This window comes from Odoribacter sp. AF15-53, assembly GCF_003479425.1.
Lineage (GTDB): Bacteria > Bacteroidota > Bacteroidia > Bacteroidales > Marinifilaceae > Butyricimonas.
Genome location: NZ_QUHC01000001.1, coordinates 999071 through 1015678, shown reverse-complemented (window position 1 = coordinate 1015678; position 16608 = coordinate 999071). Strand labels below are relative to the sequence as shown.

Sequence of the window (16608 nt, the reverse complement as noted above, 5' to 3'; positions counted from 1 at the left end):
AAACGGGTAGGTCCCCGTTTTGGTATTAAAAGCGAGAAAAAGATGATGCGAGAAACAAGAGAATATATCGTCCGGTTGATTGCCCTCCACGTGCAGGGGATGTTGGATGAAGCCGGGCAAAAAGAATTACGGGAGTGGAGAGAACGTTCGCCGGAGAACGAGGCTCTTTTCGGGAAGATGACTTCCCGGGCTCATTTCGACGAGAGTCTGAAAAATTGCGAGTTGACCGCAGAAGAGATGCGATCCGAATGGCTATTGATCCGCGGGAAAACGATCGGGCACCGTCGGGTGTGTTTGAGACGAGTGCTTCAATACGCGGCTGTTTTAATCGTGATCTTGTCGGTTGGAGGTGTTTGGATGCTGCAAGACAAAGAGAAAGATGCTCTTGATAATACCTTGATCGCGAAGGCTCGTCGGATCAAAAAAGTGGAGCCGCAAGCCGTGTTGGTTTTACAAGACGGTACGCTGGTTAATTTGAAGGACACGGCTTCTTTGTCGGAATTGGTTTCCACGAAAGTCGCACTTTCGGCAAATAAGGATGTTTTGAAGTACTCGGATAATCGTGTTGATACCGTGGTGGAGTATCACACGCTGAAAATACCCCGGGGCGGGGAGTACGTGCTGGTGTTGGCTGACGGTTCTACGGTCTATTTGAATGCTGAATCGAAATTAACCTACCCGGTTCATTTCACGGGCAAAGAGAGACGGGTTTATTTGACGGGCGAGGCTTATTTCGAGGTGCAACGGGACACGAGCAGACCTTTTATCGTGGCGGTCACCGATTCGTTGAAAATACAAGTCTTGGGAACGGAATTCGGGGTACGTGCTTACTCGGAGGAAGGATGTATCCGCACCACGCTTAAAAAAGGAAAAGTGAGCGTGGAAAATGGGGGATACGGGGTTATTCTTACCCCGAATATGCAGGCTTCTTTTGATAAAAAAACAACCCGGCTGGATGTCCGGAAAGTGAACGTGGATTTGTATCTGGCGTGGAAAGACGGGCGGCTCGTGTTTGATAATCGTCCGCTCGAAGATATCCTGAAAGATTTAGGCAAGTGGTATGATTTCGATGTCCGTTATGAACGTGAAGAAGCCCGGTTTATCCCGTTCTCGCTAAATATAAAGAAACACGACGCTTTTGCCGAAGTGCTTCACTTGATAGAAGATACGGAATGTGTAGAATTTGAAATAAAAGATAACACGGTTGTTGTAAAATAAAAAGTAGCGCGGGAACGCTACTTTATGTCTCTCCCTGAGCCAACAGGGATCGAATAATTATAAATTTGATTTACAAAGTTATGAAGAAAAATTGTAATCTTGTAAGGAAGAGGTGGTTTTTATTTCTCCTTTTCCTGGTATTTACCACGCAATTCAATCAGCGAGCCTACTCGCAGGAGATGAAGTTGTCCTTTAGTTTGAAAAACGCCACGTTGAAGGAAATTATCAACGAAATCAAGCGGATATCTGCCTATGATTTCGTGTACAGCGATCCCCAGTTGACCTCCTTCAAGCAAAGAGACGTATCGTTTAAAGAGGCCACGATCAAGCAGGTTCTGGACGAATGTTTGAAAGATACCCGACTGACCTATGCCGTTAACGGGAACACGATCGTGATCAAGTTAAAAGACTCGAAAACAGACGAAGAGAATCTAAAGTACGTGTCGGGAGTCGTTACCGACCTTGGAGGTAACCCGCTACCGGGAGCAACCCTGTTGATCAAGGGGACAACAACGGGGATGGCGACTAGTGTAAAAGGGGAATATAAAATCGGGGTACCTAAAGACGGGGAATGCACGCTGATTTTCTCTTTCATGGGAATGAAAACACAGTATATCAAGGTGGGGAATAAAACGAAGATTGACGTGAAGATGGAGGAGGATTTGGCCGAGGTGGGTGAAGTGGTGGTAACCGGTTATCAGAATATTGATAAAAGACACTTGACGAGTGCGGTTACTTCGGTTAAAGCTTCAGATATATTGACTCCTGGTATGACTAGTATTGATCAAGCATTGGAAGGTCGGATTCCGGAACTCGTTTTGATGACTAATTCCGGGGAAGTTGGAGCAACGCCTAGAATTCGGGTAAGAGGAACTTCCACGTTGTTAGGAAATCGGGAACCGTTATGGGTGTTGGACGGTTTCATCCTGCATGATCCCGTGGATGTGAGTAATGATGATTTGAATAATCCGGATTATATTAATATTATCGGTAACGCGATCGCCGGGATCAACCCGCAGGATATTGAGCGTATTGATGTTTTAAAAGATGCTTCGGCCACGGCTCTTTATGGAACAAGAGCGGCTAATGGTGTGATCGTGGTGACCACGAAAAAGGGGGCAATCGGTCCGGCTCGTTTCTCGTACAACCACTCGTCAAAGTATACCCGTCGTCCCCGATATTCGGATCGGAATATTAATTTGATGAATTCACAAGAACGAGTTCAGTTTGGAAAAGAACTCTGTGATCTACATTATAAGTTTCCTTCTGACATGACAATGGTGGGATACGAGGGAGCTCTGAATAGTTTTTATAAAGGATTATCCACGTATGATGAGTTTGTTGAGAATGTGAAAAGAAGCGAAACCGTGAATACGGATTGGTTTGACATTTTAACACGTGATACTTATTCACATGATCACACGTTTGGAGTTTCGGGAGGTAATGATAATATCCGTTATTATGTATCGTTGGGTTATAATAAAGAGAATGGGGTTTCCAAGACAACTTACACGGAACGTTACACGACCCGCGTGAATTTGGATATGACATTTTCAAAGCAGATCAAGGTGAATTTCTCGATCAATGGGAACGTGCAGAAGAAAAATCATTTGATGTCCGAGATTGATGCCATGGATTACGCTTATAACACGACGCGAGCATTGCCTTGTTTTAATTCCGACGGGACTCTTTATTATTATGACAAGGTCGCTTACGGGGGGATGAACAAAGCTTATAATAAATTTAGATATAACATTTTGAACGAAATAGATAACAGTTCTAACGAGTATGACGGGAATACGATCGGTGCCATGCTTGACATGAAATTAACCCCGATTACGGGATTAGATATTACGGTATCCGGAAATTATAACAGAAGCAACACTTTACAAGAGCAGTGGTGGGGAGAAAAATCGAATTACGTGGCACGTTTGAAGAATAGTGAATACGAAGAACTTCCCATGATTGGTACGGCTGGATCTTGTGTTTTGCCTTATGGTGGAATACTGAAAACTACAAATTCAATATCGGAAAGTTATACGTTTCGTACACAAGTGGATTATCGTAAATTTTTGGGCGAGAGTGATCAGCACATGATTATGGTTATGGGTGGATTTGAGTTAAGCGGGAATACTAGCCGACAAATCAGTGACGAGAATCGGGGATTCGTCAAAGATAGAGGGTTACAATTTATTGATGATTTACAAAATTTAGATGATTATCCTGAATATAAAAAATGGTTGAATAAGAATCATCGAAGCATAAGTCATGGAATTTCTCATCAGATATCCGGGTATTTTGTGTTGAGTTATAGTTATCAAAATCATTTCACGTTGAACATGAACGGTCGTTTCGATGCTTCCAACAAGTTCGGGAGCCGAAGTAATGAACGATTCCTGCCCGTGTGGTCTGTTTCTGGAAGCTGGAATTTGCAAGAGAATATATTAAAGAATGTCAAGTTTATCAGCGAACTCCGATTGAGAACTTCTTACGGTGTACAAGGAAATATGTTGGAGGACCAAAGTCCTAATTTGATTATCCATCAAGGGACGATCGACCCAATATATAATGAAAATGTATCCACGATAGCCCGTTATCCGAATCCGAATTTACGTTGGGAAGAGACGAGGCAGTTAGATGGGGGACTTGAAATCGGGTTCTTCAATTCTCGGTTAAGTGTAGACTTTTCCATTTATTCCAAGAAAACAACAAATTGCTTTACAAACGTGAAGGTGTCTTCCGTAAATGGGGTCTCGGGTCATACTTACGTGATGAATGGGGGAGACTTGGATAATAACGGGTATTCGGTTTTGGTTTCTGCAACACCCGTGAAAACAGAGAATTTTCAGTGGAAATTGTCCACGAATTATTCAGGCAATATTAATAAAGTTAGATCCGAGTCGGTAGAGAGTTATACTCTTGAGAATTATTTGAATGGAACTGCGCTAATAGATGGAAAGGCAATTGGTAGTTTCTACTCTTACAAGTATATGGGTTTGAATCCGGCAAACGGAACTCCGATGTTTGATGATTACAACGATCGACAACATCTGTTGGAGTACAAGTCTTTGGAAGAAACGGTTTTAATGACCATGGAGAAAAGCGGGCAACGGGATCCTATTTTTAGTGGAAACCTGTCAAACAATCTTACTTATAAGAATTTGTCTTTTTCCATGAATTTGTCTTATAGTATCGGTTCAAAGGTTAGATTATTCGCGTTATACGCTCCGGTCACTTCAGGCATCAGTTCTGAAACTAATGTAAGAAAAGAGTTTCTGAATCGCTGGATGGCTCCTGGAGATGAGAAATACACGGATGTTCCGGTAATCATGAGCCCGTCGGATCCCGATTACAGTAGATACTTCTCTCATTTTTCTCAATCTCCCACGATCGCTTCACACATACAAGCTTTTGCCAATAATATTTGGAATATGTATGATAATTCTAATCTGCGTGTCGTGAGTGGAAGTTATTTGAAATGTTCTTCCATGACAATCCGTTATAATTTTAATTCCGAATGGCTGAAAAGAACTCCTTTTTCTAATATTTCACTAAGCTTGAACGCGTTGAATTTATTCACGATATCAGCGAAAGAATTAAAAGGACAGGATCCTTCACAAGCAGGTTTTGCTAAGCCGAATCTGTCTGTGCGTCCTTCCTACACGTTTCAATTTAATGTAACCTTTTAATATGCACGAATATGAGAAGTTTTTTTTATACAATTGTTTTAATCTTATTCACCGGGTGCGGGCATTTTCTTGATGATTATTCGCAAGATTTGGTTGTTCCCAAAACGGTGTCGGATTTGAATGAAATTCTGTTGGGGAATGGGTATATACCTTCGTGGGAAGTTAAATATCTGAGGAATGGAAGTATTGGTTGGCAATTAAATATTTTGGATGACGATGTCAATACCGTGATTGCTTATAATGCCATGAAAGGATCGCCCGAGATGGATGGGACCTATTACGGGTATACAAGCTGGCAGATGGAAGTCGGGAGAAATCATAGTGGGAATAATTTGGCTGCAGATAATGCAAATTGGGATGGTTTATATCAACGGATCAATTCGATGAATATTGTTTTGCATGAACTTGGTAATGTGAGTCAAAATACGGAGCAGGACAAGTTAGATGCCCTTCGGGTAGAGGCCGAGTGTCATTTTTTGCGTGCTCAGTTTTATTTTTTACTTGTAAATATGTATGCTAAAGCTTACGATCCAGATAATGCTGCTTCTGAATTGGGGGTTCCTTTGAAGTTGACTTATTACGTGGAACATGATAAAGAGAAAGATACTCAATTTGAACGTACTCCAGTCGCGAAAGTTTACGAACAAATAGTAAAGGATTTGAATGAGTCAATAGTTTGTTTTGAGAAAAGTCCTCAAACGAAATCTTTTTATAGAGCTTCAAAAGAAGCTGCTTTATTGCTGTTAAGCCGGGTATATTTGTATATGCAAGATTGGAAAAATGCAGAGATCACGGCTAAAGAGTTGCTAGCTGAAAAGAGTTCTTTGTTAGATTACAGTAAGCTGGTTAATAATCCGGTAGAATATGCCATATCCGAAAGTAGTCCGGAGCTTTTGTTTTCTCAAGGTTCTTTAAGTTTGGAAAACGATTTCACGGGAGCGGGTGGAGATTTCTGTATATCGCAGGATTTGTTTCAACTATATGACACGATGGATTATAGACGGGATGTATATTTTGGTAGGTCTGTACAAAGTGATAGCATAGGATTGAATCGTAAATACAAAATGGGTGAACATCGTTCCTCAGTTTCAGATCTCTTCACTTTACGCACGGCAGAGGGATATTTGAATGCCGCTGAGGCTTGCGCCATGCAAGGGGATGCGCAAGGAGCTTCCGATTGGTTAAACCAGTTGCGGAGTAAACGTATTGAAGGTTACGTGAATATATTGTATAGTGCAGATGAAGTTATTGATCAAGTGCGAACAGAAAGAAGGAAAGAATTATGCATGGAAGGACACCGTTGGTTTGATTTGAGAAGGTATGCTGTATGTAAAAAAGCTCCTTTTAAAAAGGTAATTGAACGCGTGTATGCAGTTTATGATTGGGATCATAAGAATGTATTCAAATATGGAGAAGTATATCAATTATTGGAGGATGATCCGGCTTATGTTTTTGCGATTCCTAAATCCGTGTTGGAATTTGATACGGGAATGCCGGATAATCTCCGGGAAGATCGGGAATACGTTAGATTAGTATACAGGAACACGTTAGATTAGTATGTAGATAAAATGAATTAGTTATGAAATACGTGATATATTTAGTTCTGGTATTCCTGTTTTTAGGATGCGAGAAAGAAGATGCATTAACATCCAAAATTAAACTTGAAAATTTATATGTGATAGAAGACGATCCGAACAATCCGGTAAAACATCGCATATACGATATATATACTCAATACGGTGTACCTGTTTATTTTAACGATACGATTGGAAAAGTATTTGTAAAAACAGATGTGACGGGTAAAGATGTTTATCGTTATGAAACTTTGGATTTAGCGTGGGGATTTACTTCTTATAGTGATGTCAAATACAATTATGAATATTTGATTGATCCCGACGAACAATTAAAGGCGTTAGGCATAATTGAAGAGTATTTAAGGGTAGCTTCAAAACTTCTTTATCCGTTTAATTTTTTTGTTACGAAGTCAGCAACGATCGTGGATCAGAAAGATTCCAAAAAACTATACGAGAAAGGAGCTTATACGATAAATTATCGAACTGTATTGATGACAGGAGATTGGACAGAAGATCTCGTAGCTAGTTTGCCGGAAACGATGATGCGGGAAATGGTAAAATCTAAGATACTGAATTATAAAGATCAGTTAGCAGCTTTTAATGACGTATCAGATAAAGTGTGGTATGGTGAGATGTGGACTGATCTTGATCCACATTGGTATGATTATGTAGACGGGACTGATAAGCCTAGATGGTATTTTTCTCCAAGTGCCTTGGATGATTCTTGGTTTGGCGTGGCAAGTATGGAACCGGAAGAGTTAGCTGAATTTCGAGCTGCAATTCGTTTGGCTATCGGTCAATTTGGTTTTGTGTCAGCGGGTAAGTTTACCTCTCTATCATCTCCTAGTGATAGCGAAACAGATTTAGTTGCTTATATCTCGGAAATGTTGAATCATTCGAAGGCGGAATTTGAGAAATTATGGGGCAATTCGCCTTTAGTAATGGAAAAATACAACATTCTATACGAGATTGTGGCCAATGAATTAGGCGTAAAATTGTAAAAAGAAGAAGTATGAAAAAGATAATTGTGATATTATTAGGTATTATCGTGTATTGTGCTTGTGATGACGATAATAATCATGTATTGGTGAAACCGGATGTCAGTTTTTCTGATTTTCAGGATTCACGGGATATGAACACGTACAGGTGTATTACGATTGGAGGACAAACATGGATGGCCGAAAATCTTAGATATCGCTCCCCGCAGGGAGCTTTAGACGGGTGTTATACTTATGGAGAGGAGGGTATTAGAGCTCAAGATATTCTTGTTAATCCAGAAGTATGGGCTGATTCTATACGTGCTGGGATTGACCGAGGAGAATTTGAGGGGTCTGTAGGATCTTTTACCATACCCGAAGTGTTCGAAATGTGGTTGGAAGGCGGAACTATTCCGGAGAATTTTCTCGGAAATTTTGATCGGTTTTACGGGGCGACTTTCCCGGATGTATTGATCGCGTTGAATCGAATTTATGATAATCTTTACCCGGATGCAATAAAGGAGGTTGCCCAACAACGACTGGAAAAAGCAGAAAGTACGAATGGTAAGTATGCTACTAAGTATGGATACCTGTATACTTACGAGGGGGCTTTAAAGGCAATTCCAGAAGGATGGCGTCTTCCGACGGATGATGATTGGAAGAAGTTGGAAGAGACATTGGGAATGTCTATATCTGAAATAAATAAGTTGGACGAGTGGCGTGGGAATTACGAGGGAAGTTTATTGAAAGGAGGAGAGGAGGGGATCGGTTTCAATGCCACTTATGGAGGAGCCAGATTATATGGGAAATATATGTATGGGGATAATTTTTATAACAAAGATGTCAATACTTATTTCTGGTCGTCCACTCACAAGGTGGAAAGTGATTCGGTTGATATTGGGATTACACGCGTGCTTTTCCTGAAAGAAGACCGGATTATGAGAGGAACTTCCAATTTGACGGCAGCATATAGTGTTCGTTGTATAAAAGAATAAATTGTAAAAAAAATCACATGAGAAAAATTGTATTGTTTGTAAGTATGGTGTTTATTGCTTTGGGCGAAACCGCCCAAAGCATGTACGGGGATGCTGTTAAGGCAGATGTAAAAATGAAATATGTTTACTCTTTCGAGGAAGCGTTGAAAAAAGCGAAGAAGGAGCGTAAGTTGATATTTTTCAACTGTTTTGCGGACTGGGCTGTCCCTTGTCATTCAATGAATAAGTTGGTGTTTAGTGATCAGGAATTTGCCGATTGGATGGACAAGCATTTTGTGAATTTCTTTATTGACGTGACCACGCCGGAAGGACGTCCGTTGGCAGAGAAGTACAATGTTAGATTTCAAGCCCATTATCTTGTATTGGATAGTGATGGACAAATCGTGCATCGAATCGTGGGAGGGCATCAGATACCTGAATTTAAAGCTATTTTGGAGAAAGCTTTAAATCCCAAAACTTCTTTGGCCGGGATGAATAAAAGATACGCGGCAGGGGAAAGAAGCGTGAAGTTTTTAAGTGCTTATGCCGATGTGTTAAGTGTCTCCGATGAAGGAGGAGAAGTGTACATGAAAATTATTCATGAACTTTTCGGTAAATTGAAAAAAACGGATTGGTCGAAAAAAGAGTATTGGAAATTCTTCAAGCGTCAGCTGACAGATGCGGATAGTGAGATGTTTAAATACATGGTCGAAAATAAGGAGAGTTTTGTTAAATCAAATGGTCTGGAGCCTGTAAATCGGATTATTTCTAATCTTTATTTCAGACAACTTTATCCCTATGCAAGTGGAAAGGAGGCGTATGACGGTAAAAAGTTATTGAATATTTATTTGGATATTCAGAAAGCCCAACTTCCGGAGAAGGATATCGCCTATTCGATATATGAGGTTGCTAAATATCGTGGAGAAGGGCCGTTTGATAAAATGATGGATTTTTTTGAAAAACAGGTGTCTACATGGGATGAGCAAACCGCTTCAGCTTTAGATTTAACCTTACCGGAAATAAAAGATCTGGATAAAAAAGAACAAGAACGATTGGTTACCTATTTAAAAGGAAGAGCCGAAAAATCCAGTTACAAAAAGCATTATTTGGCAGCGATTAACGATATGGTGAACACGGATGGTATTGAATTCGAGGATTCTTCTTTTGCTGGAGCATTGAAAAAAGCCAAAGAGCAAGGAAAGCTTCTTTTCATGGATTGTTACACTACTTGGTGCGGTCCTTGTAAGATGATGAGTAATCAAGTGTTTAAACAAAAGTTTATCGGTGATTTCTTTAATCAGAATCTGGTGAGCCTGAAAGTAGATATGGAAAAAGGAGAAGGGAAAGATCTACAAAAAAGATTCAATGTTAATGCTTTCCCGACCATGTTTTTGCTGGATGGAGACGGGAATATTGTTTACAAGATTTTGGGAGGGCGAGATGCCCGTTCATTCATGGAGTCTATAAAAAGAGGGATGGAACAGAAAACTCCTTACTACATTTTGAAGAGTAAATACGAGGCGGGTGAACGGTCGGTTGAACTGATGGCTGATTATTTTCAGACCATGTCGGATGCCGGGGAAATGAAAAATGCGGATGGCGAAGCCAAGTCTTATCTCGCAACGTTGAAAGCCCCTGAATTGTATAGTGTGTCGGCTTGGGCTTTGTATGACAAATTCGTGAATGATGTTTCTGGTGCAGAATTCAAGTTTTTGGTAAATAACCGGAAGGAATTCGCCAAAGTGGTTGGTGACAGCGCGGTTGACAAGAAGATCGAGCAGGTGATTTTTCCTGTTGCGATCAATTATTTGAAAGGTTCTGTTTCGAAAGAAAATATGAATCAAGTCTGGAAACTGGTAAATGCTGCAAAATTCACACCTGATTATTCTTTGGTGTTATTGAGCAAAATAGTCTCCTTGTATGATCAAAAAGAGTGTGATAAGATGCTGGATTTTTACGAGAAAACGGTAGCATCAAATCCAGACGCAAAAGTTCGTTTGAACTTGGACGTGATTCTTTACCGATTACTGAAATCCCCCTCGTCTGAGCAAAAGGCCAGAGCTATTGCCTATGCCCAAAAGTCAATGGAAAATGCTGCTCCCGGAGCAAAAAATAAGTACAACGCATTGATTGAAATGTTGTCTGAATAGCGGTTGTGTTTTTAATTATTCTCCTCAAAACCCGATGCGGTAATGAGGAGAATTTTTTATTGATAAGCTAGCTATTCGGGGCATCAACAAGATGCTTCGCTGTAATATAATGAGTCATAATTATTTATCTTTCAAATTGTAAATCTCTGTGGCTCAATTCTCGTATTGTTGCATACAACAATCTACGGTGGTGATTTATTCCTTAAAAGGTGAATAACTTCTCATGAAATAATGCTTACATATTGGCCGCTTCGATTTAAATTCGTATATTATATTCCTCCACCAAGCGCATGATAGAGCGAAACGACCCCCTGCAATTCGGACAGGCGGTCAGCGATGGCGGAGAGTCGGGCATCCAATAATGTCTGTTGCGCTGTCAGTACTTCGAGATAGGTCGTCGAACCGTGCAGCATCAGGAGCTGTGTGCTTTTTACCGCTCGTTCGAGCGAACGGAGTTGTTTCCTGCGAGTATCTGTTTTGGAGCGTGCAGTCTGTACCTGAGTCAAAGCGTTATTCACCTCTGCACCAGCATTGAGTAGGGCTTGCTGAAACGCAAGTTTCGCCTCCTCCTGCTGTGCCTTTGCGATTTTTATGCGAGAGCGGTTCTGTCCAGCATTGAAGATTGGTTGTAAGAGCGATCCTGCCGCTGAAAACAACAGTTTTCCCGGATTGGCGACGATAGCCCCTGCGCTGTTCGTCCAGCCTGCCGACCCGCTCAACGTCAGCGACGGATAGAGGGTAGCATGCGCTTCGGCCGTCGCATAGTAAGCCTGCACGAGAGCCTGCTCTTTTTGGCGAATATCGGGACGACGGGAGAGCAGTTGCAACGGAATACCTACGGCTAATTCCATCGGAACCGACTGCGCCTCCAACGTCGAGCGTTCGATCGTGTTCAGCGTATCGCCCAAAAGAAGCGTCAGCGAATTTTCCGTTTGCCGAATCGAGTACTGCAAATCGTGTAGTGTTGTTTCGGCGGCATATAGCATTGCTTCAGTTTGGGCAATACCCGCTTCGTTTGCGCCTCCGGCCGCTTTCAATGCTTGCATTACTCGCCTCTGTTCCCGATAGCGTTCCACTGCCTGCTTCGTAACGGTCATTTGTGCATCAAGGCTCAGCAACCGATAGTAATAAACAGCAACGTTGGCTATCAACTGTGTTTGCACCGCATCGCGGTAGGCCTCGCTTTGTAGGAGGGCCGCATGCGAACGCCGTTTGGCATTGGTCAAGCGACTGAAAATATCGACCTCCCAACTCGCCGCAACGGGAACACTGTACGTCCACGAGGTTTTCGCACCGTCGAAGTTGCTTATACTACCCGACGGAGCGAAGTTGAACAATGGCAGATAGGCCAATTGCGCTGCATTCAGTGTGGCTTCGGCCTCAGTGATGCGAAGTCGTGCAACTTGCAAATCGGTATTGTGCACCAATGCCGTGTCGATCAGCCGTTGCAGGTGCTGATCGGCGAACAGTTTGCGCCATCCGATGTTGGCGATTGACGTGGTGTCGCTGGTTGCGTACTCCACTCCGTAGAGATTATCGGTTCGCACTTCAGGACGGGTATAGGGTTTATAGATACCGCATGCGGTAAACAGCGATACGGTTATTACTATTATGATTGTTTTTTTCATCATTCCTCCTTTTTTCGATTTTTTAAATCCTCTATTTCAGCTTGTATCGACCACTCGTTGGTGTACTCAAACTGCACGGGACGTATCTTCTCCTGCAACCATTGAAAGGCGACGAACAGCACGGGTACGATAAAGAGCAATGCGAGTGTTCCGACCAGCATGCCGCCAACGGCACCAGAACCAAGCGTGCGGTTACCGTTGGCTCCGACTCCTGTTGATACCATCAGTGGTAGCAGACCGAAAATCATTGTTAGTGCGGTCATCAGAATCGGGCGCAGACGTACTTTGGCGGCTCCTACCGCAGCTTGAATTAGCGACATGCCCGCCTTGCGGCGTTTAACGGCGTATTCAGTAATGAGAATCGCCGTTTTTGCCAATAGACCGATCAGCATGATGATACCCGTTTGCATGTAGATGTTGTTTTCCAGTCCCATCAACTGGGCGAAAAGGAACGAACCGAACAAACCGAACGGTAGCGACAGTACGACAGCTAACGGGATGAAGAAACTTTCGTAGAGTGCGCTCAAAATCAAATAGACCAGCACGAAACAGATGGCGAAAATCATCACCGTATTGCTCGTCGAGGTACTCTCCTCGCGCGTGATGCCTCCGAACTCGTAGCTGTACCCTTTGGGTAAAGCCGTTGCTGCCGTTTCACCAATTGCACGGATGGCATCGCCTGACGAATAGCCATCCGCGGCAGCACCGTTCACGGCAATCGAAGTGTAAAGGTTAAAACGGTTGAGTGACTGCGGGCCGTAGGTCTTGGTCAGCCGCACGAACTGCCCGATAGGAGCCATTTCGCCTCCAGATGTACGGATATAGAGGTGATTCATAGATACTGGTGTCACGCGGTATGACGGGTCAGCCTGAATCATCACGCGGTAGAGTTTCGAGAAACGGTTAAAGTTAGAGACGTATTGGCCGCCGTAATAGCCTGAAATGGTAGCCAGCACATCCGACGGAGAAATGCCCGCCCGTTCGCACTTGGCTGCGTCGATGTCGAGTGTATATTGCGGATAGCCTGACGAGAACGACGAGTAGGCTGCACCGATTTCGGGACGTGTCGAGAGTGCTGCGATGAATCCACGTGTGGCCTCATCCAACTCTGTGACGGGTTTGCCCGCTTTGTCCTGCACGTGCAGCTCGAAACCGTTCACCATGCCGTACCCCGTAATCATCGGAGGTGCGGCTGCGAAGATCTGCGCATCGGGAATCTTCGTCGAGAGAGCGTTGATGCGGTCAATGACCGACAGCACATCGTCGCCCCTTTTGGAGCGTTCCGACCAGTCTCGGAGCGAAAGAATGATCATGCCGGCACTTGCTCCTGAGCCGCTAAACGAATAACCGCTCACGGTGGCGTAGTGCTCCACCTGTGGCATTTGCTGGGTTTCTTTTTCGATTTGCGATAATACTTTAGTCGTTGTGTAAAGCGACGTACCGGGCTTGGTGGTAATACTTACCATAACCGACCCCGTATCCTCGTCCGGAACGAGTCCCGTCTGTGTGTTCTTCATAAGAATGACAAGGAGCACGATAGCTGCAACAAGTGTTCCCCATGCCACGATACGATGGCGCACGAACCAAATGACGCCTCGTACGTAGCGTTGCACCATTACCGAAAAGGCGGCATTGAACGCTTTACGGAAACGGGCGGTGAAATTCTTACGCACGTTGCCATCCTCATCGACATAGGGTTGCAGCATCAGAGCGCATAATGCAGGCGAGAGCGTCAGGGCATTGACAGCCGAAAGACCTACAGCAACGGCCATCGTGATTCCGAACTGCGTATAGAACACGCCCGATGTTCCGCCCATCATCGAAACGGGAATGAACACAGCCATGAAGACGAGTGTTGAGGTGATGATCGCTCCCGTTATGCCCTGCATGGCATCGTTCGTAGCCATATATGCCGATTTGTAGCCCACGTCGAAACGCGCCTGTACCGCCTCGACCACCACGATAGCATTATCGACCACCGTACCGATCGCCAGCACAAGGGCGAATAGAGTCAGGAGGTTGATCGAGAAACCCAGAAGCGACATGATGGCGAACGTGCCGACCAGCGAGACAACGATGGCAATGGTTGGGATGAGCGTCGAACGGATGTCCTGCAAGAAGACGTATACCACCAGAACAACCAGCAAGATTGCTTCGATGAGCGTCCACAATACGTTTTCCATCGAGGCGTAGAGGAAACGGTTTACGCTCAGCAAGTCGGCGAACGCCAGTCCGTCGGGCAGTTCTTCGGTCAGCTCGGTAATCAGAGCATCGATGTTCTCCACGACTTCCGTGGCGTTTGATCCGGCACTCTGAAACGCCTCACCGATACATCCGGCGTGGCCGTTGGTGAGGGCACGGTAAGAATACGCTTCGTCACCCATCTCCACGCGGGCGACATCTTTCAGACGTAAAATATCTCCATTCACTAGGGAACGGATGACGATTTGTTCGAACTGTTCGGGGGTTGAAAGGCGGCCACTCCACTTGATCGTATATTGGTATGCGTTTTCGTGGTTTTCACCGAATGCTCCTGTCGCCGATTCGAGGTTCTGCTTTTCGAGAGCAGACGTCACATCCGAAGGAATCAGTTTATATTGCGCCATGACGTCGGGTTTGAGCCAGATCCGCATCGAGTAGTTCGATGCTAGCACGTTGAACTCACCGACGCCAGCGATACGCTTCATGCGTGGCTCGACGTTGATCTTCATGTAGTTGTTGATGAACTGCATGTCATACGAGTCGTCGGGGCTGTACAGGGCCAGCACTTTCAGCAGCGACTTTTGCTGTTTGAGGGTCTGCACGCCAATTTTCGTTACCTCGGCGGGCAGCAGTCCTTGTGCCTTCGATACGCGGTTCTGCACGTTCACAGCAGCCATGTCGGCATCGACACCCTGACGGAAATAGATGTTCACTGTCACGTCTCCCGTATTGGAGGCTTCGGAGTGGATGTACGACATGTTTTCCACACCATTAATCGCCTCTTCGAGCGGCACGATGACAGCCTTTTGCACGGTCTCGGCGTTGGCTCCGGGATAGGAAGTCGTTACTTGCACCGTCGGCGGTGCGATGTCGGGATACTGCTCGACTGAAAGGGTTGTCAAGGCGATGATGCCCAGTAATACAATTGTAATCGAAATGACGATTGAAAAGATCGGTCTATCTATGAAAAATCGCAGATTCATACGTTACCTCCCGCATTATCGTTTATCTTGATTTCGTCCCCGTCGTTGAGCAGACCGATACCCGTTGTAACGATCACATCGCCCGCCGCAAGGCCTTTCGTTACAGTGTAGTTCACTCCGTCGTGTATCGGGCTGACTTCAATACGTGTGGCGACAGCTTTACCGTCAATGATACGATAGACGAATATCTTGTCCTGTAATTCATAGGTAGCTTCCTGCGGAATGGCGATGGCGTTTTTCAACAGTTGCGGAATCACCACATTACCAGTGCCGCCACTGAACAGCATACGGTTCGGATTGGGAAAGACTGCACGCAGTGACCCGCTACCCGTTTCGGCATTTAACACGCCACTAATACTCTCGATACGTCCTTCTTCCGCGTAAAGGGTTCCGTCGTTCATACGCAAGCGCACGGCGGGAATGTTCTCGATCGTTCGGTCGAGAGAACCGTAACGCATGACCAATTCCTGCAATCGGTTTTCAGACATCGAAAAATAGACGTACATTTCGGAATTGTCAGCAACAGTCGTAAGCGGTTGTGCCGACGTCGGCCCGACCAATGCGCCCACTCGATAGGGAATCGTACCGACTACACCGTCAGCAGGACTTTTTACCTCCGTATATGAGAGGCTGTTGCGGGCATTGGTCTCCTCCGCCCGAGCCTGCTCCAACGAGGCTTTGGCAACGGCCAATGCGTTGCGAGTGGTCGAAAGATCGAACTCCGAAATCACATTTTGTCGGAACAACTCCTGTTTACTCTCGTAGGTGATTCGTGCCGTTTCGACCTGTGCTTCTGCGGCATGAACATTGGCCACAGCCGTGCGTAGGGCCGATTCATACGGCACTCTGTCAATTACGAATAGCTGCTGCCCACGTCGCACTTTTTCTCCTTCTTTGACACAGACGCATTGGATAGTTCCCGATACTTGTGGATAAATTTCGATGTCCTGTCGTCCGCGTATCGAAGCAGAGTAGGATTCCGTAAGAGTTACATCGGTTTCAGCAACCGTTTGTACCGAATAATCGATCTGCTGCTGAGAAAGAACGGCCTCTTTGCATGATGCCAGACATACGGACAATAAGATCGTCGCACTTAATAATTTCTGTTTCATAGTTCCTTTTTATTTTTCTGGGTGCAAAATTATGTTTTCCCCGACGTTCGGTCGGCATACAAATCCAAACAACAAGGATACTTTTGAAAACTACCGTGGCG

Annotated in this window: 9 protein-coding genes; 6 read left to right on the top strand and 3 right to left on the bottom strand. The window is 44.5% G+C overall.

What is annotated here, in order from left to right:
- Window positions 1-42 precede the first annotated feature (42 nt).
- The 6 genes from DWW52_RS04090 to DWW52_RS04065 all read left to right on the top strand — a co-directional run bounded on the left by DWW52_RS04090 (window position 43) and on the right by DWW52_RS04065 (window position 10582).
- Window positions 43-1218 (top strand): FecR family protein, encoded by a 1176-nt coding sequence (locus DWW52_RS04090; RefSeq protein WP_148315325.1) that lies wholly within the window; start codon window positions 43-45, stop codon window positions 1216-1218.
- 80 nt (window positions 1219-1298) lie between these two features.
- Window positions 1299-4907, top strand: coding sequence for a SusC/RagA family TonB-linked outer membrane protein (locus DWW52_RS04085; protein ID WP_118714165.1), 3609 nt, complete (start codon window positions 1299-1301; stop codon window positions 4905-4907).
- Between the two features lie 11 nt (window positions 4908-4918).
- On the top strand, window positions 4919-6463 hold the full coding sequence (locus DWW52_RS04080) for a RagB/SusD family nutrient uptake outer membrane protein (RefSeq protein WP_118714164.1): 1545 nt from the start codon (window positions 4919-4921) through the stop codon (window positions 6461-6463).
- Window positions 6464-6486: 23 nt separating this feature from the next.
- A complete protein-coding gene (locus tag DWW52_RS04075; RefSeq protein ID WP_118714163.1) occupies window positions 6487-7482 on the top strand; it encodes a hypothetical protein in 996 nt (331 codons plus the stop codon).
- A gap of 11 nt (window positions 7483-7493) precedes the next feature.
- Complete coding sequence (locus tag DWW52_RS04070) at window positions 7494-8453, top strand: fibrobacter succinogenes major paralogous domain-containing protein (protein ID WP_118714162.1); 960 nt, start codon at window positions 7494-7496, stop codon at window positions 8451-8453.
- Between the two features lie 17 nt (window positions 8454-8470).
- Window positions 8471-10582 (top strand): thioredoxin family protein, encoded by a 2112-nt coding sequence (locus DWW52_RS04065; RefSeq protein WP_118714161.1) that lies wholly within the window; start codon window positions 8471-8473, stop codon window positions 10580-10582.
- Between the two features lie 269 nt (window positions 10583-10851).
- Here the strand turns inward: DWW52_RS04065 and DWW52_RS04060 are convergent, their stop codons facing one another.
- Genes DWW52_RS04060 through DWW52_RS04050 form a run of 3 tightly spaced genes read right to left on the bottom strand, consistent with a single transcriptional unit; the run spans window position 10852 to window position 16507 of the window.
- Window positions 10852-12210 carry a TolC family protein gene (locus DWW52_RS04060; RefSeq protein WP_118714311.1) on the bottom strand — a complete coding sequence of 453 codons (1359 nt, stop codon included), beginning with the start codon at window positions 12208-12210 and terminating at the stop codon, window positions 10852-10854.
- Window positions 12210-15395: an efflux RND transporter permease subunit gene (locus DWW52_RS04055; RefSeq protein WP_118714160.1), complete on the bottom strand. Its 3186-nt coding sequence runs from the start codon at window positions 15393-15395 to the stop codon at window positions 12210-12212. Before DWW52_RS04055 ends, DWW52_RS04060 begins: the two co-directional genes overlap by 1 nt.
- Window positions 15392-16507, bottom strand: a complete 1116-nt coding sequence (locus tag DWW52_RS04050) for an efflux RND transporter periplasmic adaptor subunit (protein ID WP_118714159.1) — start codon at window positions 16505-16507, stop codon at window positions 15392-15394. The genes DWW52_RS04055 and DWW52_RS04050 overlap by 4 nt, the downstream gene beginning before the upstream one ends.
- Window positions 16508-16608 lie beyond the last annotated feature (101 nt).